We start from the raw sequence: 21,076 nt of genomic DNA, 5'->3' as shown, positions 1-21,076 counted from the left end.
GGCAGGGGCTGTCAGGCCATGAGTGCGGTGAACCGCCAATCCAGCACGGGCGCCGGCTCGGCACCGCCGCGGTTGCCGTTCGCGGCACCGCCGCGGTTGCCATTCGCGGCACCGCCGCGGTGCGCGTAGACGACCGACCGCAGGTTCAGCACGCCACCGCCCTCGGCGAGGGGCTCGGCGGATTCGACGTGCAGGTCGCTGGTGAGGGTGTCGCCCTCCTGCACCGGACCGGTGTGGTCGCACGACTTCCAACCCAGCACCGTCACGAGATTCGGCAGCGCGCGCGTCGCCTGCGAGAAGGCCAGGCCGATGGTGTGGCCGCCGTACACGAGACGACCCGACGCGCCGACCCGCTCGTCGTGGTGCGTCGCCGCGATGTTGAGGCTCAGGCGCGCGAGTTCCGGTGCGCTCGAGACGACATCGCCGCTGGACTGCAGCACGGCACCGGCGAGGGACTTGTCGAAGTGCTCGCCCGGCACCTTCGACCGGTAGACATCCAGATCCCAGTCGGCGGGCGCGGACCACTGCGGTTCGTCCTGCGGTCCGATGGCCGAGAGGTCGTCGGAGTGCACGACGCGGTCGGGGTCGGGGTTCTCGCTCAGCGGCAGCATCGCGCAGCGGTAGAAGTCGAGGACGGTGTTGCCGTCCTGGTCGACGGTATTCATGCGCAGCGCCGCGAGTCCGGTGGGCCTGCGTCTGGGTTTGACCGAATTCTCCTTCAGCCCCACGACTTCGGTGGTGGTGTAGAGAGTGTCGCCGATGTGCGGAAAGCGGCGGAAACGCAGGCCGCGGTAGAAGAGGTTGGCCTTGACGTGGTGCGTGACGAGCGTGGACTGCCCGATCGCGATGTCGGTGACGAAACCGGCGTGCGCGACCGGCCCACCCGCGACGGCGGCCGAGAGGTGCTTGTCGAGCGGAAGGCGCAGGCGGTCACCGAGAATGCTCTGGTGCGCGGCGGCGAGGCCGTCGGTGAGCGTCACGGCGGGGGCGGTGTCGAAGACCTGACCGACGGTCAGTTCGTCGAAATAGGGTCCGCCGACGTACGAGGTGGTCATGGCTTTCAGGCTCCGATCTTCGACAGGGTGCGGCGGGCGGCGACGGCGACGGCCTCGTCGAGCATCTGCCCGTCGAGCTGGGCGGCTCCGGCGCCGCGGTTCTCGGCTTCCTCGAGCGCGGCGAGAACCTTGCGGGCGGCGTCGACCTGATCGTCGGTGGGCGTGAAGGCCGCTGCAGCAGAGGTGATCTGCGCAGGGTGGATGACCCACTTGCCGTCGAATCCGAGATCGGACACCCACTGCACCGAGTGACGGAAGGCGTCGTCGTCGGCGATGCCGAGGAACGGGCCGTCGATCGCCTGGACACCCGCGGCGCGGGCGGCGTGCAGCACGCGGTCCTGCACGTAGAGCCAGTGCTCGGGCGCGGCGGTGCGAGCGCGGCCCAGGGAGGCGCCGAGGTCGGCGTAGCCGATGATCACGCCGGCAACCCGGGGCCCGGCGACGATCTCGTCGATGCGCTGCACGCCGGCGGGGGTCTCGATGAGGGCCTGCACCGGGACGGTCGAATCGCCGAGGATGCGGTCGGCCTCGACGAGGTCGTCGGCGCTCTCGACCTTGGGGATCACGATCGAGGCGAGGGCGTCGCCGAGTGCGGCGCACGTGCGCAGGTCGTCCTCGAACCAGGGCGTGCCGCGTCCGTTGATGCGCACGGAGACGGTGCGTGCGGCGCCGTGTTCGCGGACCAGGGGAGCCACGAGTTCGCGGGCGGCGTCCTTCTGGTCGGCGGTGACGGCGTCCTCGAGGTCGAGGACGACCTCGTCGGCGGCGGAGGCGAGGGCCTTACCGGCTTTGCGTTCGTCGGAGCCGGGGGCGACGAGAACGGCGCGCCGGCGGAGGTGTTGCTCGGAAGACACGGGGACCTCGGGGAGTTCGGTCGGCAATGACGGCGCTAAATGTACGGCCATTGTTGGCGGTATGCCACCCCACGGAGAGGTGTGCTCATAGGAAGGTGCAGTCGTTCGTATCGTCGAAAACTCTGCAATCACGACGTCGAATGACGGTCCTTGCGTTGACAACGTCCGAGCTCGGTCCACAAAATGGCCGTACAAAGTTTGCCGGGTCCGTGTGGCCCGTCCCCAACGAAGGATGCCCCGTGACCTACCTGAACGACGAAGAGACTTTTCTGGTCGAGACCGTCCGCGACTTCATCGATCGGGAGGTCAAGCCGTCGGTGCAGGAGGTCGAGCACGCCAACGAGTACCCCGAGAAGTGGATCGAGCAGATGAAGCAGATCGGCATCTACGGGCTCGCCGTGCCCGAGGAGTACGGCGGCTCGCCGGTGTCGATGCCCTGCTACGTCCAGGTCACCGAGGAACTCGCCCGCGGATGGATGTCGCTGTCGGGTGCGATGGGCGGGCACACCGTCGTCGCCAAGCTGCTGACCCTGTTCGGCACCGAGGAGCAGAAGAGCAAGTATCTGCCCAAGCTCGCCACCGGTGAGATCCGGGCGACGATGGCGCTGACCGAGCCCGGCGGCGGCTCCGACCTGCAAGCGATGACGACGACCGCCAAGCGTGACGGCGACGAGCTGGTCATCAACGGTGCCAAGACGTGGATCACCAACGCGCGTCGCTCGGGGCTGATCGCGCTGCTGTGCAAGACCGACCCCACCGCGCAGCCGCGCCACAAGGGCATCTCCGTCGTGCTCGTCGAGCACGGCCCGGGTCTGACCGTCTCACGCGACCTGCCCAAGCTGGGTTACAAGGGCGTCGAGTCGTGCGAGCTGAGCTTCGATGGCTACCGCATCTCCGCCGACGCGATCCTCGGCGGCGAGCCCGGCAAGGGCTTCGCCCACATGATGAAGGGCCTCGAGACCGGCCGTCTGCAGGTCGCCTCCCGCGCCCTCGGTGTCGCGACCGCTGCACTCGAGGATTCCCTCGCCTACGCGCAGCAGCGCGAGAGCTTCGGTCAGCCGATCTGGAAGCACCAGTCCATCGGCAACTACCTGGCGGAGATGGCCACCAAGCTCACCGCGGCCCGGCAGCTGGCGCGCTACGCGGCGGAGAAGTACGACAGCGGCGAGCGCTGCGACATGGAAGCCGGTATGGCCAAGCTGTACTGCTCGGAGATCGCGATGGAGATCGCCCTGAACGCGGTGCGCATCCACGGCGGCTACGGCTACTCCACCGAGTACGACGTCGAGCGCTACTTCCGCGACGCGCCGCTGATGATCGTCGGCGAGGGCACCAACGAGATCCAGCGCAACGTCATCGCGAGCCAGCTCGTAGCACGCGGCGGACTGTGACGACCGGCCGCTAGGATCGGTCCGTCATGGACTACAAGGTGCGGGAAACGGAACCGGCCTACGCGCAACTCGCGCGCCAGCTCCGGGAGGCCGTCGAGGCGGGACGGTACAGCGACGGCACGCGGCTGCCCACCGAGGCCGAACTCGCCGAGGAACACGGCGTGAGCCGGCAGACGGTGCGTCGCGCCTTCCAGGATCTCGTGGCCGACGGCATCGTCTACCGTGTTCCCGGCCGCGGCACCTTCGCGAACGAGTCGGGCCGGCGTTATCGGCGCCAGCTCGGCTCGATCGAGGATCTGCTCGCTCTGTCGGCCGACACGGTCATGCAGATCGTCTCGCCGTTGCGGCGCGGGGTCGACATCGATGCGGCGAGCCGGCTCCGCCTCGACACCGACGTGCTGTACACCGCGGTCTTCAAGCGTCTGCACGACGGAATCCCCTTCGTACTCACCACCGTTCATCTGCCCGAACCCGTCGCCGCGCACGTACTCGACTCGCCGGAGCTCCAAGCGGGTGCGTCCAGCCGGAACACGATGATCGGCCTGCTCGAACCCCATCTCGACAGTCCCATCGTCGAAGCCGCACAGTCCATCACGGTCGCGCTCGCCACCGAACAGGTGGCGACCGAACTGAATTGTGAAGTAGGACATCCCTTGCTGCGCGTCGACCGGTTGTACTCGAACGACGATGGCGTGCCCACCGAGTTGTCGGTGAGTTACTTTCTGCCCGAGCACTACACCTATCGCGTCACCCTCAGGCGAGCCGGTCTCTGACCGTCGCCGCACATCGACAGGAGCAACAATGCGGGTTCTCAACGGAATCGACGAGGTCGAGAAGGCCGTCGGCGAGCACCTCGGCTACAGCGATTGGCTCGAGATCGACCAGAAGCGCATCGACCTGTTCGCCGAGGCCACCGGTGATCACCAGTGGATCCACGTCGACCCCGAGCGTGCGAAGGACGGCCCGTACGGCAAGACCATCGCCCACGGTTACCTGACCCTGTCGCTGCTGCCGGTGCTCGGCACCCAGATCTTCTCCCTCGAGGGCCTGAAGATGAAGGTCAACTACGGCAGCAACAAGGTTCGCTATCCCGCGCCGGTCCCCGTCGGCTCGCGGATCCGTGCCGGCGCCGAGTTCACATCGCTCGAGCGCACCGCCAAGGGTGCGAACCTCGTCGTCGGATACACCATCGAGATCGAGGGTGGAGCGCGTCCGGCACTGGTCGCCGAGACGGTGGTCGTTCTCGTCCCCTGATCGTCAGGAGATCTCGATCCGGAGGATGCGGTCGTCGTCGTCGGTCGGGCTGCCGCGACCGTCCCGATTGGACGTCGTCAGCCACAGTGAGCCGTCCGGCGCGGCGACGACGGTCCGCAATCGTCCGTACTCGCCGACGAAGAAGTCGGTCGCGGTGACTGCGGTGTCCTGCACATCAGTATCCGGGATATCGATGCGCCAGAGGCGTTCTCCGCGCAGGCCTGCCATCCACAGGCTGCCGTCGAACCATGCCAGGCCCGACGGCGACGCCTGCGAGACCGGCCAGGTGAGGACCGGATCGACGAATTCGCCGGAGCCCCCTGCCCCTTCGGTCACGGGCCAGCCGTAGTTCGCACCGGCCGTCACGAGATTCAGCTCGTCGACGTCGTTCTGCCCGAACTCCGACGCCCACAACCGTCCCCGGTCGTCGAATGCGAGTCCCTGCACGTTGCGGTGACCGAGCGAGTACACCGGCGACGCCGGATCTGGGTTGTCGGGCGCGGGTTCGCCGTCGCCGGTGATGCGAAGAATCTTGCCGCCGAGTGATTCCGGATCCTGGGCGAGTTCGCGCTCGCCCGCCTCGCCGGTCGCGACGTACAGCATCCCGTCGGGACCGAAGATCATCCGCCCGCCGTCGTGGATCCGTCCGGCCGGGATACCGTCGAGGATCACCTCCGGTTCGGCGAGCGTGGTGCCGTCGAAAACGGCTCGGAGTACCCGGTTGTCGCTGCCGGTTGTCACGTACAGGTACACGAAGCGGTCGGTGTCGAAGGTCGGCGACACCGCGATTCCCAGCAGTCCCGATTCGCCCTGCGCGAGGGTCTCTCCGACGCGACCGACCTCGCGGACCTCGCCGTCGGTGATCTCGACGATCCGGCCGGTGTTGCGCTCGGTCACCAGTGCAGAACCACCGGGAAGAAAAGCAACTCCCCACGGAGTGTCGAGACCGGACGCGACGGTGCCGGTCACGCGCGGAGTACCTGTCCCGGGCGTCGAGGGCTCGGTGACGGTACGGCTCACCCCGGCGGGACCCTCCTCGACGGACGGACTCGACGGGGACGCACATGCCCCGAGGTACACGGCTGTTGCTGCGGCGGCCAAGCCGGCGAGAAGTGTCCGCGACATGGGTCGATCCTCTCTTACCGAGGTCCGTTCCGTCGGCGAATTCCCGGCGCTCGGAGTCAGGACGAGAACGCGAGCCGGACCTGGGTCTTGCCGAGCACCCGCCGGTCGTCGACGGATACGGTGATATCGATCCGTGCGGTGCGCTCCGCCTCGTCGAGGTGGCCGACCTTCGCAGACACCGACAGGACGGCACCGTGCATCGGGTCGACCACAACGGGTCGCGTGAACCGTGTCTCGTAGGAGACGACCACGGTGGGATCGCCGAGCCGTTCCGTGAGGGTCTGCAGGGCGAGGGCTGCGGTGAGCATTCCCTGGCAGAGCACGCCGGAGCCCTTCGCCGGCTGCGACGACGTCGTCGTAGTGGATCGGGTTGAAGTCGCCCGAGGCACCGGCGTAGCGGACCAGATCGCTGCGGGTCACCGTCAGTTCGGTCTTCGCGATGACCGCACCGACCTCGAGTTCGTCGAATCGTATTGCGGTGCCGAGTGTCATGCGTCGTCTCCTCGGTGAAGCAGTGTCGAAGTGACTACCGCGACCAGATCGTCCGTGTCGTCCCGGATCTCGCAGATCGTGGACAGGATGTGGTTGCCGGCGCGTTCGGTGACCTCCGTGATGGTGAGCGTCGCGGTCAAATCGTCGCCGGCCACGATCGGGCGCCGGTGCTCGACCTTCTCCGACCCGTGCACCACCCGGTGCAGCTCGAGACCGGTACCCGGCGTCTCCGGAAGCTGTGTCACCGACGGACTCTGGACGACGGTGGTGAAGGTCGTAGGAGCCACGACATCAGGGAAGCCGGCGGCCCGGGCTGCCTCCGGGTCGAGATGGATCGGATGCGTCGATCGGACGGCGCGGGCGAATTCCCGGATCTTCTCCCGGCCGACGAGATAGGACGTCGGCGGAAAGATGCGTCCGGCAAGGTCGGGGTTCAGCGGCATCAACGCAGCGTAGCGACGTACGGGGAGGATCGGTGTCGTGTTCGTGACCTACACGCCGAATTCGAGGTGATCGTGTGGGGACCGTCTCGGGATCACGTGTTGCACCCTCGTGCCGCGACCTTCCATCGCTCGACTACCGCGTCGCCGGAGACCGTGATCAACTCGTCCGCGAGGTTCACGGCATTGCACACGTGGTTGGGGATCACCCGCACCCTGTCGCCGAGTTGTGGGCGGGTCGATGCCTCCGGCCACTGCACCGTCGCGTGATGCTCCGACAGTGCGGTGATGCGCGCGTCCGGTTCCCCGAGGATGCGTCCGTACCCCGTGGCCCACGCGGCTCGATCGGCGCCGAGCGCCTTGGAACCGGCATCGAGCACGATCACCTCGTCGCGAGCGGAAACGACGGTCGCCAGGGCGGTCAGCGCGATGTCGGATTCGCTCACCGCGCCGAGTTCGAGTTGCTGCGCATCACCGAAGACGTACACGCCGGGACGCAACTCGGTTGCAACCGTGGGCACGTCGAGATGTGCCGTGGGGGAGGAACCCCCACTGATCACGGTCGGCTCGATCCCCGCTGCTCGTAGCGACGCCGCTGCTGCCGCCAGTGCGTCGGCTTCCTCCCGTGCTGCGCTGTCGGGCGCGTCGGGTGCGTACGAGTGGCCGGGGAAGGTGAAGACGCCGCGCACGTCGAGGCCCGCCTCGCGGGCCGCCGACGCCACGGTTCCGGCCTGTTCGGGCAACACGCCGGTGCGGTGGTGCCCGCTGTCGATCTCGACGAGCACCCCGATCGCGGTGCCGGCGTGCTCGACGAATTGCCGGGCTCCGGTCGCGGAATCGATCCCGACCGTCAGGCGCACCCGGTCGGTCAACGCGCGCAGCCGTGCACCGCGGGCAGCGTCGACCCACAGCGGGTACGCGACGAACAGGTCGTCGAAGCCCTCGTCGGCGAAGACTTCGGCTTCGGAGACGGTCGCGACCGTCAGGCCGCGGGCTCCCGCACCGAGCTGGCGTCGTCCGATCTCGGAGCACTTGTGCGTCTTCGCGTGGGGTCGCAGCGACAGGCCTCGTGAGGCGGCGGACTGCGCCATCCGCGCGATGTTGCGGTCGAGGATGTCGCGGTCGACGAGCAGTGCCGGGGTGATGTCGAGGTCCATGGCCGAACCGTAGACCGTCGGAACCGGGAATTTAGAGAGTGCGCGGCCTCTTTTTCATGTACCCTCGCGCCATGAGTGGTGTGGATCACAATTACGGGGATTTCGATGTCATCGTCCGAGGTGGTCTCTGGTTCGACGGGACGGGCGCACCCGGCGTCGTCCGCAACCTCGGTATCCGCGACGGAGTCGTCGTCACCGCGACCTCCGACGACCTTCCTGCCGGCCCGAACACCGAGGTCGTCGACGCGCACGGCCGCTGGGTGATGCCGGGCTTCGTCGACACCCACACCCACTACGACGCCGAAGTGCTCGTGGGTCCGGGTCTGTCCGAGTCGGTGCGGCACGGCGTCACGACCGTGCTCATGGGCAACTGCTCGATCTCGACGGTCTTCGTGCCGCCGGTCGACGCTGCCGACCTGTTCAGTCGCGTCGAAGCACTCCCGCGCGAGCACGTCCTCTCAGCCCTCGAGAAGTCCAAGACGTGGAGCACGCCCCGCGAATACATCGAGGCGCTGAACAAGCTTCCGCTCGGCCCGAACGTGACGGCCTTCGTGGGACATTCGGACGTCCGCGCGTCGGTGATGGGGCTCGGACGCTCTACCGAGTCGGCGAACCGACCGACCCGGGCCGAACTCGCCGAGATCGACGCCCGCATCGAGGACGCCCTCGACGCGGGCTTCCTCGGCGTGTCGACGATGACGAACCCGTGGGACAAGATGGACGGCGACCGCTATCGCTCGCGCACCCTGCCGTCGACCCACGCGTCGTGGTCGGAATTCCGCCGCCTGCACAAGATCCTGCGCCGACGCGGTCGCACCCTGCAGGCCGTGCCGAACCTCAACACCAAGTACGACGTCGTGTTCTTCGCCCTCGCCGGCACGGGCATCGGGCGCAAGCCGATGAAGACGTCGGTGCTCGCAGCGGCCGACACGAAGGCCGAACGGTGGGTCAACCGCATCTTCGGTCCGATTGCATTCGCGGCCAACCGGATCGGCAAGGGTGCCTTCCGCTGGCAACACCTGCCCACGACCTTCGAGGTGTACTCCGACGGCATCGACCTCGTCGTCTTCGAGGAGTTCGGATCAGGCCGTGCCGCACTGCATCTGCAGGACGAACTCGTCCGCAACGACCTGCTGCGCGACGAGGCCTACCGCCGCTGGTTCCGGCAGGACTTCGAGAAGAAGTTCTCACCGCGCGTGTGGCACCGCGATTTCGACGACACCCGGATCGTCGAATGTCCCGACGCCTCGCTCGTCGGCCGGTCGATCGGCGACGTCGCGCGCGAGAGGAAGCTGCATCCTGTCGACACCTTCCTCGACCTCGTCGTCGAGTACGGCAGGAAGTTCCGGTGGCACACCGTGATCGCCAACGACCGAAGCAAGGTCGCCGACCGGCTCATCCGCACGCCCGGCGTCACCGTCGGGTTCTCGGACGCCGGCGCCCACCTGCGGAACATGGCCTTCTACAACTTCGCGATCTGCCTGCTCCGCCGCGTCCACGACGCCGAGAAGGCGGGCAGGCCGTTCCTCCCGCTGCCCGAAGCCGTCCACAAGCTCACCGGCGAACTCGGTGACTTCTACGGAATCGACGCCGGCCACCTGCGGGTGGGCGACCGCGCCGACTTCGTCGTCGTCGATCCTGCCGGACTGAACGCCGACGTCGATGCCTATCACGAGTCGCCGCTCGAGGAGTTCGGCGGAATCCGCCGCATGGTCAACCGCAATGACCGCGCGGTGACGGCGACGGCGGTCGCCGGCCGGGTGGTCTTCCGCGACGGCGAGTTCGTGCCCGGTTACGGACATACCGTCGGCACCGGCCGGTTCCTGCGCGCCGGGGTGGAGGAGCGCGGACCCGCGCCGATGCGCATCTCGGCGGGTGAGCCCGTCGCGTGAGTGCATCCGTAGTACGCCGTACCCAGCAGGAGCGCAGGGAGGAGACGATCGGCCGCATCCTCGACGCGACCATCACTGCCCTCGCCGAGCTCGGTTGTACCGCGACCACGATCGGTGAGGTGTGCCGGCGTTCGGGGGTGTCGTCGGGTGGGGTGTTCCGGCACTTCCCCACGCGACTCGACCTGATGATCGCGGCGGCCGACGCCGTCCGGGAACGCCAGTTCGCGAACTTCGAAGCGGGTCTCGCGGCGCTCGGTGACGAGCACGCGGACATCTCCGAGTCGCTGCGGGTGTGCCTCGAACTGCTGCGCACCGCCTGCCGGGCCCCGATGAACGCAGCCTGGTACGAACTGCTCGGCGCGGCGCGCACCGACCCGGCGTTGCGGGAGCATCTAACGCCGATGGCCGAGCGCTACCACGCCCAGATCGTCGATCTCGGCAGGTCGCTGCCTGTCGCGGCACGGTTCCCGGCCGACGTCTTCGACACCCTCCTGCTGTCGCTCGTGCACATGTTCGACGGCGAAGCGCTGGCGTCGACGGTGCATCCGCAGCCGGAACTCGAGGTGCGACGGATCGAACTGATGGCCCGGATGTTGGCGCTCGTCACATCTGACATAAGTTCGAATAATGAGCAATAGTGGATCTGCTCCTCAGTGGTTCGTCGACGCCCTGGCCACGCCCGTCGAGACCGGGAAGGTCGAGGCAGCCGGTGCGACCATCGCCTACCGGGCGTGGGGCGAATCCGGTCTGCCGGGCATCGTGCTGGTCCACGGCGGCATGGCGCATTCGGGGTGGTGGGACCACATCGGCCCGCAGCTTGCCGCCGGACGTCGTGTCGTCGCGCTCGATCTGAGCGGTCACGGCGACAGTGACCACCGCGAGCACTACACCCTGGAAGCGTGGTCCGCGGAGGTCGTCGCTGCGGCCCGCGCCGGCGGTATCAGCGGTCCACCGGTCCTCATCGGTCACAGCATGGGCGGGATCGTCTCGTTCGCCGCCTCACATCTCCACGGCGACGAACTCGCCGGTGTGGTGATCATCGATTCGCCGATCCGCGACATGACGCCCGAGGAACTCGAGATGCGCGCGAAGGCCGTCGCGAACGCCGGACCGCCGAAGGTGTACGCCGCGGCGGAGGACGCCGTCGCCCGATTCCGCCTCGTGCCGCCGCAGGACGACGCCGAACCCTACGTGCTCGAGCACATCGCCCGCGGATCGCTGAAGCAGGTCGACGGCGGCTGGTCGTGGAAATTCGACAATCTCCGCATGGGACGTGAGGGGCGCCGTAGCCTCGAGGCGATGAGTCCGGGATGCGCCGTCGCCTACTTCCGCTGCGAACGCGGCATCATCGACGACGCGCTCTACGGGCGGATGGTCGACAATCTGGGTCCTGATGCGTTGTTGATCGATCTTCCGGCCTCGGGCCACCATCCGATGATCGATCAGCCGCTGGCCGTCGTCGCCGCCGCCCGGACGCTGCTGGCAGCCTGGGGGAGATGACCGCATGAATCCGCTCCGACCGGTCGCCGTCCGTATCGGAGCGTTGCCGTGGTTGCCGCGGTATTCACAGCCGATCATCGCGGTGGACAAGACCATCCAACGGGCCACGCGCGGCAAGGTCACCCTGCTCGCGATCGCGGGACTGCCCTCGCTCGTGCTCACCGTGAAGGGCCGCAAGAGCGGGGTGCCGCGGTCCACACCGCTGCTGTGTGTGCCGCACGACGGGGGATGGCTCGTGGTGGGGTCGAACTGGGGACACCCGAAAGCCCCGTCCTGGGCGATCAACCTGCGCGCGGCCGACCAGGCGCAGGTGCTGTACGACGGGCACGAGCACGCGGTGTCGGTGCGGATCGCGGAGGGCGACGAACGCGCGCGGCTGTGGCAGGTGCTGCTGCAGACGTGGCCGAACTACGCGCTGTACGCGAAGCGCACCGACCGGGTGCTCCCCGTCTTCGTACTGACGCCGCTCGAGTCCTGATCGCAGGTCAGAGCGGGCGGTCGGCTTCCTCGACGCTCACCGGCCTCCGCCGTTCGCGCAGCAGGTGCCGCGCCGCCCAGTCGAGCCAGAACCCGAGGAAACCGATCACGACGATCACGGCCATGACCTGGTCGTAGGCGAGCTGGTCGCGGGCGTTGAGGATCTGGTAGCCGAGACCGGACCGCACGCCGAGCATCTCGGCGGGGACGAGCACGACCCACGCGATACCGAGACCGACCCGCAGACCGGTCTGCACCTGCGCGCGGATGGCCGGCAGGACGACGGTGGTGAGCAGTTCGAGTCGCGTCGCACCGAACGAGCGGGCCACCATCAGATAGCCCTGGTCGATGCCGTGCACACCGGCCGCCGTGTTGATGACGATCGGCCAGATCGCGGCGGCGGCGATGAGGAAGAAGACGGGCTGGTGGCCGATGCCGAACAACGCCACGGCGATCGGCGCCCACGACAGCGGCGAGATCATCCGCAGGAACTGCATGATGGGCATCGTCGCGCGCTCGACCAACGGGTTGAGTCCGATCAGCAACCCGAGCGGGATGCCGAGCGTCGCGGCGATCAGCAGACCCACCAGCAACCGCCACAGGCTCGCGAGCGTGTCGGGCAGCAGGACGCCGCGTGCGAACAGGTCGACGATCGCCGGGAAGACGTACTGCGGGGCGAAGTCCCGCACGAGCGAATCCGGCGCGACGAGCACCGTCGTCACCAGCCACCACAAGGCGATCGCGATGACGATGGCGACGGCCTGGGGGACGAGGGGCAGCTGCCGGACGGTGCGGGCCGTCTCCGGCGCCGTGCCGGTCGGGGCGCTCACGAAGGATCGACCTCCTCTGTGCGGGTGAGATCGGCGGGAAGGCCGAAGGCATCGGTGCCGTCGACGCGGGTGAGGGATGTGCGGACGAAGCGGTCGTCGACGAGGTCGTCGTGCACCGTCGCAGGGTCGAGACGAGAGAGGAACCGTGTGTCGCCGTCGACGACGGTGTCGTGCATCGCCTCGATCAGTGCCGCGGTGAAGGTCGGGAAGGGGAACGGCTGGTACCCGATGCGTTGCGGCTGCCACTGCGGGTGCATCGTGCCGGCCTCGCGGTCGGGATAGGTGAGGGCCTTCGTGATCGCGGGCAACGGCTGCGGAAGGTATCCGGCGGACAACATCGCGGCCGCGGCCTGACGGTCGGCGCCGATCTGCAACTGGGCGGAGACCACCGAGTCGGTGAGGGACTGTACGGCGACGGGGTCGCGTTCGATCAGGTCCTCGTGCACGAGCAGGGCGCAGCACGCGTGGTCGCGCCACACATCACCGAGGAAACGGTGGATCCGCCCCACCCCGCGGACCTCCGCGGCGGCGTTGAACGGATCGGCGACGGTGAACGCGGCGATCGAGCCGTTCGCCAGGGCCGGGATCATGTCGGACGGACCCATCACGACGAGGCCCACGGTACGGGCGGACTTCGACGGCGCCTCCCGCACGACCGGTGTCAGTCCGTGCGCCCGCAACAGCTGTTGCAGAGCAATGTTGTGGATCGACCACCAGAACGGGATCGCCACCGTCTGGCCTGCGAGATCGCTCAGGTCGGTGATGTGCGGGGCGACCGTCAGCGCCGAGCCGTTGGTGTGGTTCCAGCCGAGGATCCGCACGGAACTACCCAGGCTGTACCGCAACTGGACCGCCATGGGCATGAGCAGGTGCACGACGTCGACGCGCCGGCTGATGAAGGCTTCGGCGAGCGACGCCCAACTGCGGAAGAGCACCGGCTTCGCGGAATCGACGACGCCGGAGGGATACAGGCTCGACCCGTGCGCGACGAGCAGCGGCGCGGCGTCGGTGATCGGCAGGTAGCCGATGCGCAGTTGCCCCGTGCGATTGGCGCGGTCGGTGGTCGCGGTGCGCGCGAGGTCGATCGTGCCGGCAATACCCCCGGCTGCCGCGAGGCCGAGCGCACCGCGCATGAGGGTGCGACGGCTGAACAGACCCGGATCGGTCATGTCGCGGACAGCGACGAATCGCGGTAGTGCGCCAGGATGGCCGGACGCAGCGCGTCGCGGTCGAGCGCCGACATGCCGCCGAGCGCCCATTCCTGCTGCACCACACCCGAACTCCCGAACAGTGCGATGCGGTCGGCGAGTTCGAGCGCCTCGTCGATGTCGTGGGTGACGAGGACCGTCGTGAAACCGAGATCGCGCGCGAGTTCGCCGAGCCACGACCGCAAATCGGAGCGGGTGGCCGGGTCGAGGGCGCTGAACGGTTCGTCGAGCAGCAGCAGTCGCGGACGCACCGCGACGGCGCGGATGACGGCGATGCGCTGGGCCTGACCACCGGACAGCTGGTCGGGGTAGTAGCCGGCGAGCGCGGAGAGGCCGAAACGCTCGAGGAGCGAATCGGCGTAGGCGGTGTCGAACCGCTCGCGGTGCGCGGCGAACCGTCCACCGAAGGCGATGTTCTCGCGCACGGTGAGCCACGGCATCAGGAAGGGCTGCTGGAAGACCATCCCGGTGTGCGGACGGTTGTCGCCCTCGGTGTCGGGCCAGTCGACGGAACCGCGATCGAGGTGATCGAGACCCGCGACGATCCGCAGCAGCGTCGACTTGCCGCTACCGCTGCTGCCGAGCACCACGAGGAACTCGCCGGTCGCGATATCCAGATCCACCCCCTGGAGAACCGGGCTACGACGACCGGCGAAACTCTTGTATCCGTTCGCTATTCGTACTGCGACAGTTCCCACCGCAGCTGTCCTTCCGACGGCGATTGAATGGGCAGGAAGGCCGCCTCACGGAATCGGCGGTTGGTGGCGCTGGCCGTCGCGTATCCGGCACCGCCGCGCAGTGTCGCTTCGAGGCGGGTCGCGGCGACGGCGACGACCGAACCGTCGAGACGCAGGCGGATGAACTCCGCAGGAGCGATCGAGGTGGGATCGGTGGCGAAGCGGTACAGCCGTTCGCGCAGTGACTCGTACTGCGCCGAAAGCTCTTCGTACTCACCGGTGAACTGCTCGCCCAGTCCGTGCAGACGGCCGACGGCCTCAGTGAGCGATGCGCGTGCCATGCCGACGCAGAACGAGGTCTGCAGCATCATGAAGGTGGGCCGGATCGAACCGCAGAAGTTTGCGAGATCCTCGGTGAGGATGTGCGACTGCGGAATCCGCACACCATCGAGCTTCAGCGAGGTCGACGACGTGGCGCCGAGCGCGAGCAGTTCGGGTGAATCCGCGATGGTGATGCCCTCGGCGTCGGCGCGGACGACGGCGACGAGGCGGTCACCGTCGGCGGTGCGGGCCGGGAAGACGATCACCGAGTCGGGAAAGACGTTGGACGCCCAGTGGATCGGGCCGGTGACGGTGATGCCGTCGTCGGTTCGTTCGGCGACGAGGGGGAGCTCGCCGAGACCGGCAAGATGCTTGAGCGCCGCGGCCATGGCGGTGACGCCGATCGTGCGGCCGGACGCGAGGTCGTCCCGGTAACGATCGCGCAGGAACTGCGGTGCGCGATCGATGTATTCGAGCGCCATGCGCTGCGCCCACAGCGAGAAGCCGACGGTGAGCGATTCGGCGGCGACCTCGTCGATGACCGCGACCATCTCGGAGAGACACTCCCCGCTCAGCCCCTTGCGGAGCAGGCCGAGCTCGCCTGTACGGGCGATGTCGGTGCGGATGTCGGTTTCTCCGCGATCGAGAGCAGCTGCGCGATCGCGTACGAACTCTGCGATCGCCGCGCGCTGTTCCTCGCTCGTCCGGTCAATGGCCGCGGTCATCGGATGCTTATCCTTCGAGGGAGTGGAGACGGTCGATGGGCGTGCTGACGACCTCGCGGGCGCGCACGACGGCGGCCTCGTCGGGGGCGTTGTAGAAGCACAGGCACTTGTCCATGTCCTCGCGGACGTAGGTGCGCAGGAAGCTCACCTCGGGGACGTCGGCGTACTTCGGTGAATTCGCCTTCTTGCGCGCGAGGTAGGTCTCCATGTCGATGGTGTCGGGGATGTCCCACTCGACGAGGTAACCGGCCTCGGGGCGGGTGGCCTTGATCTGGTCGAGCTCGGCGCCGACCAGACGGACCTCGTTCGGGCCGACGATCTCGGCGACATCGAGGGAGGCCGACTCGAGCTGGGCGGGGCGGCAGGCGTCGAACTCGGCGATCGCGAAGACGCGCGTGCCGCCAGTGGTGACCTGCGATTCGATCAGTTCGCCGCCGGCGGCGACGACAGCATCGTCGAAGGCCTTGATGGCAGCTTCGGCCTGGCCCTCGGTGGGGACGAGTTCGTAGAGATACAGCGACATGGGGTCACCTTCCGGGAAAGCGGGTTGGAACTGTGACCGGTCCGGGCACGGCGGGGCGCCGTTTCGTCTTCGGACGGGGCGACTACGGCATGCGGCGCACGCAGACGAGGCCGGTCAGAGAGAGGAGCGACAACACGCAGCAGTCGACACCCGCACGAGATCCACGTGCAGGCGGCGAGTCAGAAGGCTGTGTGTCACGTGCTCCACCGTACTGTGAATAGAACGGTCTGTCTATCGCGCCCTGTCCGTTACTCTGGGTACGTGCGTACGTTCGTCGAGAGTGAATCGATCGGCACTCCGAAGGGCACGGCCGGTCCGAAGGGGAAAGCCGAGCGATCGCCGTCCAAGCCCTCACCCTCCACACGTCTGCTCGACACCGCAAGCACGCTCTTCGCCGAGCACGGCATCCGTGCGGTGGGCATCGACCGCATCCTCGCCGAGGCCGGCGTCGCCCGCGCGAGCCTCTACTCGTCGTACGGGTCGAAGGATGCACTGGTGCTCGCCTATCTGGAGGATCTCGACCAGCGCGACCGGCAGCGGTGGCACGCCGCCGCCGAACCGCTCGACGATCCGATCGCGAAGATCCTCACCTTCTTCGATCTCGCGATGCAGTCGGCGCCGAAGAAGAACTTCCGGGGATGCCAGTACGCCAACGCCGCGACGGAATTCCCCCAGGAGCCTCTCGAACCGGTGCTCGCGCACCGGGAATGGCTGAATTCGACGCTCGTCGACCTGCTGAATCTCGCCGGGGCGACCGAATCCGAGGTGGTGGCCGGGCGCGTGCAACTGATCTACGACGGTGCCTTGTCCGGCAGCAAGTTCGAGCACTCCGTCGAACCGATCCGGCTCGGCCGCGACATGGCTGCAGCGATCATCGAGACGCATCTCCCCCGCTGACCCGGGGTCCGCGTCGACCCGTGGACTCAGCCTGCCGAGTTGCTCCGCTGCTGTGTGCGGCGCTCCGTGGTCGCGGAGATTGCCGGCCGCGGCACGAGAGCGCGGAAACACACGCTCGCCAACACGAAGGTGCCGAGCGTTCCCAGCACCGCGGCAATGCCCGTCGAACCGGGACGGTCGTCGATGGTGTAGTCGGCCAGTGCGCTGTCGGCGAGCCGATGTTCCTCGACGTCCCGTGCCATGCAGTCGCCTGTGAGATCCTCGGCGAGCGAGTCGATCTCGCAGCCGCGTGAGGTGGCCACCTCGAGAGCGCCGGGGGTGTCGACGGCGAGCGGCGCGAGGATCCCCGCGACGACGAGCGAGGTGAACGCCAGGCCGATGAACAGCGTCCCGCGAGCGCGCGGACGCGGAGGCGGGGGCGGCGAGGCGGTCGCGTCGAGAGGATTGACCGGAAGCCGGGTGAGATGGACGGATTCCGGGGAGATCCGCGCAACGGCGAGCACGACGGCGGCCGTCACCACACCCTCGACCAGCCCGACGGGAATGTGCGTGGCGTAGAGGAATCCGATGTTCGACACCGGAACCGCAAAGGTGCCGCCGAGGGCGTACTCGACGACGAAACCCGTCACCGCCGCGAGGACCGAGACGAACCCTGCGACGAACGAGACCAGACCGAGCATGACGAACCGCCGCACCCCGTGGTGTTCGCACAGTGCGCGCAGCGCCGTCGCGGCGAGGAAACCGGCGGCGATGGCGACGAGCACCATGTTCGTGACGTTGGCGCCCAGTGCCGACAGGCCGCCGTCGGCGAAGACGAAGGCCTGCACCACGAGGACGATCGTCAATGCGACCGCACCCACGAACGGGCCGAGCAGGATCGCCGCGAGCGCGCCGCCCACGACGTGGCCGCTCACGTCCGGCAGCACCGGAACGTCGACCACCTGCAGGGCGAACAACAGGGCGCAGACCACCGCCGCAGTGGGCACCGACCTCTTGCTCAGGTCGCTGCGTGCGTACCAGGCGGCGATGCTGACCCCGATCACGGCGATGACGAAGAACCACGCGGACGCGCGGTCGGCGATCAGGCCGTCGCCCATGTGCAGGGCGAGGACGTCCGTGCCGGCGAACCCACTCGTATCGACCATCTCCGATGTCCCTCCCACCGACGGAGTGCTCTGCGGCGAAGGCTAGTACCGGCATCGGGGGAGGCGGAGCGTTTTCGAGAGCTCGGCGGGACGGGAGCCTGGGCAAAAAGTGAAACCCGTTCTATATTTGCGTCATGTACGAGTGGTCCGACACAGACCTCATGTTCCGCGATGCGCTTCGCGGTTTCATCGAGAAGGAAATCCGCCCGCACGTCGACAGTCTCGAATCGGGAGAACTGCCGCCGTACGACATCATCCGGAAGTTGTACGCGACTTTCGGCATCGACGAGATGGCCCGTGAGTCGCTCGAACGCGCCCTCGCGAAAGAGGAACGCGGAGAGAAGCCTTCGGGGTCGTCCGGTGGTACCGGTGGGTCGCCGGGGATGGCGGCGTTGCTCAATATCGAGATCGCCGGGGTGAGCCTCGGGCTCATCGCCTCGCTGGGCGTCAGCCTGGGCCTGACCGCGGGCACGATCCGCAGCCGCGGCACCCTCGCGCAGAAGAAGCGATGGCTGCCCGAGTTGGTGACCTTCGAGAAGGTCGGAGCGTGGGCGATCACCGAACCCGATTCGGGTTCGGACGCCTTCGGCGGGATGAAGACGACGGTGCGCCGCGACGGGGAGGACTACGTCCTCAACGGCCAGAAGACATTCATCACCAACGGTCCGTACGCCGACGTGATCATCGTGTACGCGAAGCTCGACGAGGGCGACTCCTCGGTGGATCGCCGCGACCGCAAGGTGCTCGCATTCGTGCTGGACAAGGGCATGGAAGGGCTCACCCAGAGCCCGCCCTTCAAGAAGATGGGCATGAACTCCTCGCCGACGGGCGAGCTGTTCTTCGACAACGTGCGCCTGACCCGCGACCGGCTGCTGGGTGAGACCGAGGACGGCGGTCGCAGCGACGGCAAGGACAGCGCGCGCGAATCCTTCGCCACCGAACGTATCGGCATCGCCTATCTGGCCCTGGGCATCATCGAGCAGTGTCTGAAGCTGTGCACCGAGTACGCGAAGTCGCGGAAGCTGTGGGGCAAGGAGATCGCACAGTTCCAGTTGATCCAGCTCAAGCTCGCCGAGATGGAGATCGCGCGGGTGAACGTCCGCAACATGGTCTTCAGCGCGATCGAACGCACGCAGGCGGGGAAGCCGGTGAGCCTGTCGGAGGCGTCGGCGATGAAGCTGTACTCGTCGCGGGCTGCGACCGAGGTGGCGATGGAGGCCGTGCAGCTGTTCGGAGGAAACGGATACATGGCCGAATATCGCGTCGAACAACTCGCGCGTGATGCGAAATCGTTGATGATCTACGCCGGTAGTAACGAAATTCAAGTAACACATATCGCGAAGGGATTGCTCGCACAGTAAGCCCTGAATACGACCGCTCGAAATTAGCAAAAAGGACAATTTTCGGAGGGGGGATGACAATTCCCCCACTGTGTCGACTATTGTTCGCCATGAGAAAAGTTATGCCGGTCGCCGACGAGGGGAGCGACCGGTCCGGAGGGGAGTCCGAGCGGAAATCGGGGGAGCGATGTACGCGGAACGAAGGGACGGCGAAAAGCCGTCGGTCACGACGGACGGCAGGAGCGCTCGCGCAGAGCGCACCCGGCAGGCCGTCATAGAGGCTCATATCGCGCTCATCAGGGCGGGAGAGCTCAAACCCACAGGGGCGCAGATCGCCTCGCGGGCCGGGGTGTCCCTGCGATCGTTGTGGGGACACTTCGGCGACCTCGAGACATTGTTCGCCGTCACCGGCGCCGAGCTGATGCGGCGCCAGGTCGACGCCTACGAGCCGATCGATCCGTCGCTGCCGCTCGAGGAGCGGATCGACGCCTACTGCAGGCAGCGGGCGGCGATGCTCGAATACATCGCGCCGTTCGCACGGTCGTCCGAGATCCGGGTGCCGTTCTCGCGCGAGTTGCAGCGCAACCGCGTGCGTTATCTCGACCGGGCGCGATACGAGATCGGGGCGTTGTTCTCCGACCAGTTCGAGGGCGTCGACGGCACCGTCCGCACCCACATCGAGAACCTGCTGGGTGTGTCGACGACCTGGCCCACCTGGGTGTCGCTGCGGGACGTACTGCGTTTGCCGGTGCCCGAAGCCGTCGAGGTCATGAAGCGGTCGGTGTCGGCGCTGCTCGCGGAGGCATCCGGAGCCGGCCGGCAGCAGGCGGTGGCCCGTGTTGCGCAGGAGAAGGCCGCGGTCGCACCGCACCGGAGGGCGCAGCAGTCCCGGCCGGTGCCGGCGATGACACCGCGGGAACAGGTCGTCGTCCCGGCCTGAGCGCCCGGCCTGAGCATCAGAGCGTGTCGGTCGGTTTCCGACCGGCGCGTGCCGAGAGAAAGGTCTCGACCGCAGGCAGCGCGGCCGAGACCGTCTCGGCATGGTCCACCCCGCGCAGGATCGCGAGTCGCGCACCGGGGACGGTGCGCGACAACGCGCGGGTGTCCTCCACGCGCAGGCGATCGTCCGACCCGACGACGGCGAGCACGGGCACGTCGATGTCGGCGAGCATCTCGTCGTCGATCCCCGGTTCCCGATCCGACCGGCGGAAATAGGCGGCGAGAGCCTGCGCGTCGTTCTTCAGGAAGGCCGAGCGCGTCGCGGGATCGACCGGCGTGCGACGCCGCTCCTCCCAGGCACGGACGAAACCGTCCATGCCCTCGCGCTCGAGCACGTCGACGGTGCCGGGGAAGAACATCGCGTCCATCGATCCCGCCTGGGGGCGTGCGCTCCCGCCGAGCAGCGTCAGACTCGACAGTCTGTCCGGAGCGTCGACGGCGAGCGCGAGTCCCGCACGGGCGCCGAACGAATAGCCGACGTAGTGCACCCGGTCGACCCCGGCCGCATCCAGGACGGCCAGCAGGTCCCCGACGATCGCGTCCATCGCGTAGGCGTCCTCGTCGTGAGGGGTGTCGCTGCGGCCGTGCCCACGCAGGTCGGGCATGACCAGCCGGAAACCCCCGCTGAGTGCCTTCACGTAGCCGAAGGCCCGCCACACCGCCGACGACAGGGCACTGCCGTGGACCAGCAGCACGACCGGTGCCCCCTCGGGACCTGCCGTGGTGAACCGGATCCGGGTGCCGTCGGCGGGATTCGTCGCGTGGCTCATCCCA

23 protein-coding genes and 1 pseudogene are annotated in these 21,076 nt (G+C 67.9%); 10 read left to right on the top strand and 14 right to left on the bottom strand.

Going from position 1 to position 21,076, the window contains the following annotated elements; genetic code table 11:
- Positions 1 to 11: 11 nt before the first annotated feature.
- Both QR64_RS09750 and QR64_RS09745 read right to left on the bottom strand, forming a co-directional pair.
- Positions 12 to 1,055, bottom strand: coding sequence for a MaoC family dehydratase (locus QR64_RS09750; RefSeq protein WP_039585032.1), 1,044 nt, complete (start codon positions 1,053 to 1,055; stop codon positions 12 to 14).
- Between the two features lie 5 nt (positions 1,056 to 1,060).
- Positions 1,061 to 1,936 (bottom strand): HpcH/HpaI aldolase/citrate lyase family protein, encoded by an 876-nt coding sequence (locus QR64_RS09745; protein WP_052227260.1) that lies wholly within the window; start codon positions 1,934 to 1,936, stop codon positions 1,061 to 1,063.
- A 212-nt stretch (positions 1,937 to 2,148) separates the two neighbouring features.
- Here QR64_RS09745 and QR64_RS09740 point away from each other — a divergent pair, with 212 nt between their 5' ends.
- From QR64_RS09740 to QR64_RS09730, 3 genes are read left to right on the top strand one after another with little or no spacing between them, the layout of a single operon-like run.
- A complete protein-coding gene (locus tag QR64_RS09740) occupies positions 2,149 to 3,300 on the top strand; it encodes an acyl-CoA dehydrogenase family protein (protein ID WP_019290840.1) in 1,152 nt (383 codons plus the stop codon).
- Positions 3,301 to 3,326: 26 nt separating this feature from the next.
- Positions 3,327 to 4,073 carry a GntR family transcriptional regulator gene (locus QR64_RS09735; protein ID WP_019290841.1) on the top strand — a complete coding sequence of 249 codons (747 nt, stop codon included), beginning with the start codon at positions 3,327 to 3,329 and terminating at the stop codon, positions 4,071 to 4,073.
- Positions 4,074 to 4,101: 28 nt separating this feature from the next.
- Positions 4,102 to 4,554 (top strand): MaoC family dehydratase, encoded by a 453-nt coding sequence (locus QR64_RS09730; RefSeq protein WP_019290842.1) that lies wholly within the window; start codon positions 4,102 to 4,104, stop codon positions 4,552 to 4,554.
- A 3-nt stretch (positions 4,555 to 4,557) separates the two neighbouring features.
- On the opposite strand, the gene QR64_RS09725 is transcribed toward QR64_RS09730, so the two are convergent.
- From QR64_RS09725 to QR64_RS09710, 4 genes and pseudogenes are all read right to left on the bottom strand, one after another.
- A complete protein-coding gene (locus tag QR64_RS09725; protein ID WP_033096327.1) occupies positions 4,558 to 5,679 on the bottom strand; it encodes a PQQ-dependent sugar dehydrogenase in 1,122 nt (373 codons plus the stop codon).
- A gap of 56 nt (positions 5,680 to 5,735) precedes the next feature.
- Positions 5,736 to 6,171 (bottom strand): annotated as a pseudogene (locus tag QR64_RS09720) (MaoC/PaaZ C-terminal domain-containing protein).
- On the bottom strand, positions 6,168 to 6,614 hold the full coding sequence (locus QR64_RS09715) for a MaoC family dehydratase N-terminal domain-containing protein (RefSeq protein ID WP_039585029.1): 447 nt from the start codon (positions 6,612 to 6,614) through the stop codon (positions 6,168 to 6,170). Before QR64_RS09715 ends, QR64_RS09720 begins: the two are co-directional and overlap by 4 nt.
- A 92-nt stretch (positions 6,615 to 6,706) precedes the next feature.
- Complete coding sequence (locus tag QR64_RS09710) at positions 6,707 to 7,768, bottom strand: alanine racemase (protein WP_039585027.1); 1,062 nt, start codon at positions 7,766 to 7,768, stop codon at positions 6,707 to 6,709.
- Positions 7,769 to 7,839: 71 nt separating this feature from the next.
- Here QR64_RS09710 and QR64_RS09705 point away from each other — a divergent pair, with 71 nt between their 5' ends.
- The 4 genes from QR64_RS09705 to QR64_RS09690 are packed head-to-tail and all read left to right on the top strand — an operon-like array spanning position 7,840 to position 11,638.
- On the top strand, positions 7,840 to 9,660 hold the full coding sequence (locus QR64_RS09705) for an N-acyl-D-amino-acid deacylase family protein (protein WP_039585090.1): 1,821 nt from the start codon (positions 7,840 to 7,842) through the stop codon (positions 9,658 to 9,660).
- Positions 9,657 to 10,298 (top strand): TetR/AcrR family transcriptional regulator, encoded by a 642-nt coding sequence (locus tag QR64_RS09700; RefSeq protein ID WP_006553702.1) that lies wholly within the window; start codon positions 9,657 to 9,659, stop codon positions 10,296 to 10,298. The genes QR64_RS09705 and QR64_RS09700 overlap by 4 nt, the downstream gene beginning before the upstream one ends.
- Positions 10,288 to 11,160: an alpha/beta fold hydrolase gene (locus tag QR64_RS09695; RefSeq protein ID WP_019290848.1), complete on the top strand. Its 873-nt coding sequence runs from the start codon at positions 10,288 to 10,290 to the stop codon at positions 11,158 to 11,160. The genes QR64_RS09700 and QR64_RS09695 overlap by 11 nt, the downstream gene beginning before the upstream one ends.
- A 4-nt stretch (positions 11,161 to 11,164) precedes the next feature.
- Positions 11,165 to 11,638: a nitroreductase family deazaflavin-dependent oxidoreductase gene (locus tag QR64_RS09690; protein ID WP_039585025.1), complete on the top strand. Its 474-nt coding sequence runs from the start codon at positions 11,165 to 11,167 to the stop codon at positions 11,636 to 11,638.
- 7 nt (positions 11,639 to 11,645) lie between these two features.
- On the opposite strand, the gene QR64_RS09685 is transcribed toward QR64_RS09690, so the two are convergent.
- The 6 genes from QR64_RS09685 to QR64_RS28860 form a co-directional block, all read right to left on the bottom strand.
- Positions 11,646 to 12,416 carry an ABC transporter permease gene (locus tag QR64_RS09685; protein WP_202399481.1) on the bottom strand — a complete coding sequence of 257 codons (771 nt, stop codon included), beginning with the start codon at positions 12,414 to 12,416 and terminating at the stop codon, positions 11,646 to 11,648.
- 47 nt (positions 12,417 to 12,463) lie between these two features.
- The gene (locus QR64_RS09680; RefSeq protein ID WP_006553698.1) at positions 12,464 to 13,636 is read right to left on the bottom strand and encodes an ABC transporter substrate-binding protein; all 1,173 of its coding nucleotides are present in this window, start codon (positions 13,634 to 13,636) and stop codon (positions 12,464 to 12,466) included.
- A complete protein-coding gene (locus QR64_RS09675; protein WP_039585024.1) occupies positions 13,633 to 14,373 on the bottom strand; it encodes an ABC transporter ATP-binding protein in 741 nt (246 codons plus the stop codon). Before QR64_RS09675 ends, QR64_RS09680 begins: the two co-directional genes overlap by 4 nt.
- Positions 14,349 to 15,398, bottom strand: a complete 1,050-nt coding sequence (locus QR64_RS09670; protein WP_006553696.1) for an acyl-CoA dehydrogenase family protein — start codon at positions 15,396 to 15,398, stop codon at positions 14,349 to 14,351. The genes QR64_RS09675 and QR64_RS09670 overlap by 25 nt, the downstream gene beginning before the upstream one ends.
- Before the next feature lie 7 nt (positions 15,399 to 15,405).
- Positions 15,406 to 15,921: a DUF4242 domain-containing protein gene (locus tag QR64_RS09665; RefSeq protein ID WP_016694511.1), complete on the bottom strand. Its 516-nt coding sequence runs from the start codon at positions 15,919 to 15,921 to the stop codon at positions 15,406 to 15,408.
- 114 nt (positions 15,922 to 16,035) lie between these two features.
- Positions 16,036 to 16,086: a hypothetical protein gene (locus QR64_RS28860; protein WP_367880875.1), complete on the bottom strand. Its 51-nt coding sequence runs from the start codon at positions 16,084 to 16,086 to the stop codon at positions 16,036 to 16,038.
- 96 nt (positions 16,087 to 16,182) lie between these two features.
- On the opposite strand from QR64_RS28860, the gene QR64_RS09660 reads away from it, so the two are divergent.
- Positions 16,183 to 16,818 carry a TetR/AcrR family transcriptional regulator gene (locus QR64_RS09660; protein WP_039585023.1) on the top strand — a complete coding sequence of 212 codons (636 nt, stop codon included), beginning with the start codon at positions 16,183 to 16,185 and terminating at the stop codon, positions 16,816 to 16,818.
- A 26-nt stretch (positions 16,819 to 16,844) separates the two neighbouring features.
- On the opposite strand, the gene QR64_RS09655 is transcribed toward QR64_RS09660, so the two are convergent.
- Positions 16,845 to 17,963, bottom strand: coding sequence for an energy-coupling factor ABC transporter permease (locus tag QR64_RS09655; protein ID WP_039585021.1), 1,119 nt, complete (start codon positions 17,961 to 17,963; stop codon positions 16,845 to 16,847).
- Positions 17,964 to 18,097: 134 nt separating this feature from the next.
- On the opposite strand from QR64_RS09655, the gene QR64_RS09650 reads away from it, so the two are divergent.
- Together QR64_RS09650 and QR64_RS09645 are read left to right on the top strand one after the other, a co-directional pair.
- Positions 18,098 to 19,324 carry an acyl-CoA dehydrogenase family protein gene (locus QR64_RS09650; protein WP_033096324.1) on the top strand — a complete coding sequence of 409 codons (1,227 nt, stop codon included), beginning with the start codon at positions 18,098 to 18,100 and terminating at the stop codon, positions 19,322 to 19,324.
- A 328-nt stretch (positions 19,325 to 19,652) separates the two neighbouring features.
- Positions 19,653 to 20,243 carry a hypothetical protein gene (locus QR64_RS09645; RefSeq protein ID WP_039585088.1) on the top strand — a complete coding sequence of 197 codons (591 nt, stop codon included), beginning with the start codon at positions 19,653 to 19,655 and terminating at the stop codon, positions 20,241 to 20,243.
- A 16-nt stretch (positions 20,244 to 20,259) separates the two neighbouring features.
- Here QR64_RS09645 and QR64_RS09640 read toward each other — a convergent pair whose 3' ends face one another.
- Positions 20,260 to 21,072, bottom strand: a complete 813-nt coding sequence (locus tag QR64_RS09640) for an alpha/beta fold hydrolase (protein ID WP_039585020.1) — start codon at positions 21,070 to 21,072, stop codon at positions 20,260 to 20,262.
- Positions 21,073 to 21,076 lie beyond the last annotated feature (4 nt).

It is taken from the genome of Rhodococcus sp. Chr-9 (assembly GCF_000801125.1).
Classification (GTDB): domain Bacteria; phylum Actinomycetota; class Actinomycetes; order Mycobacteriales; family Mycobacteriaceae; genus Rhodococcus; species Rhodococcus pyridinivorans.
Note: the sequence above shows the minus strand (reverse complement) of the source record. Positions and strands in the feature narration are given on the sequence as shown.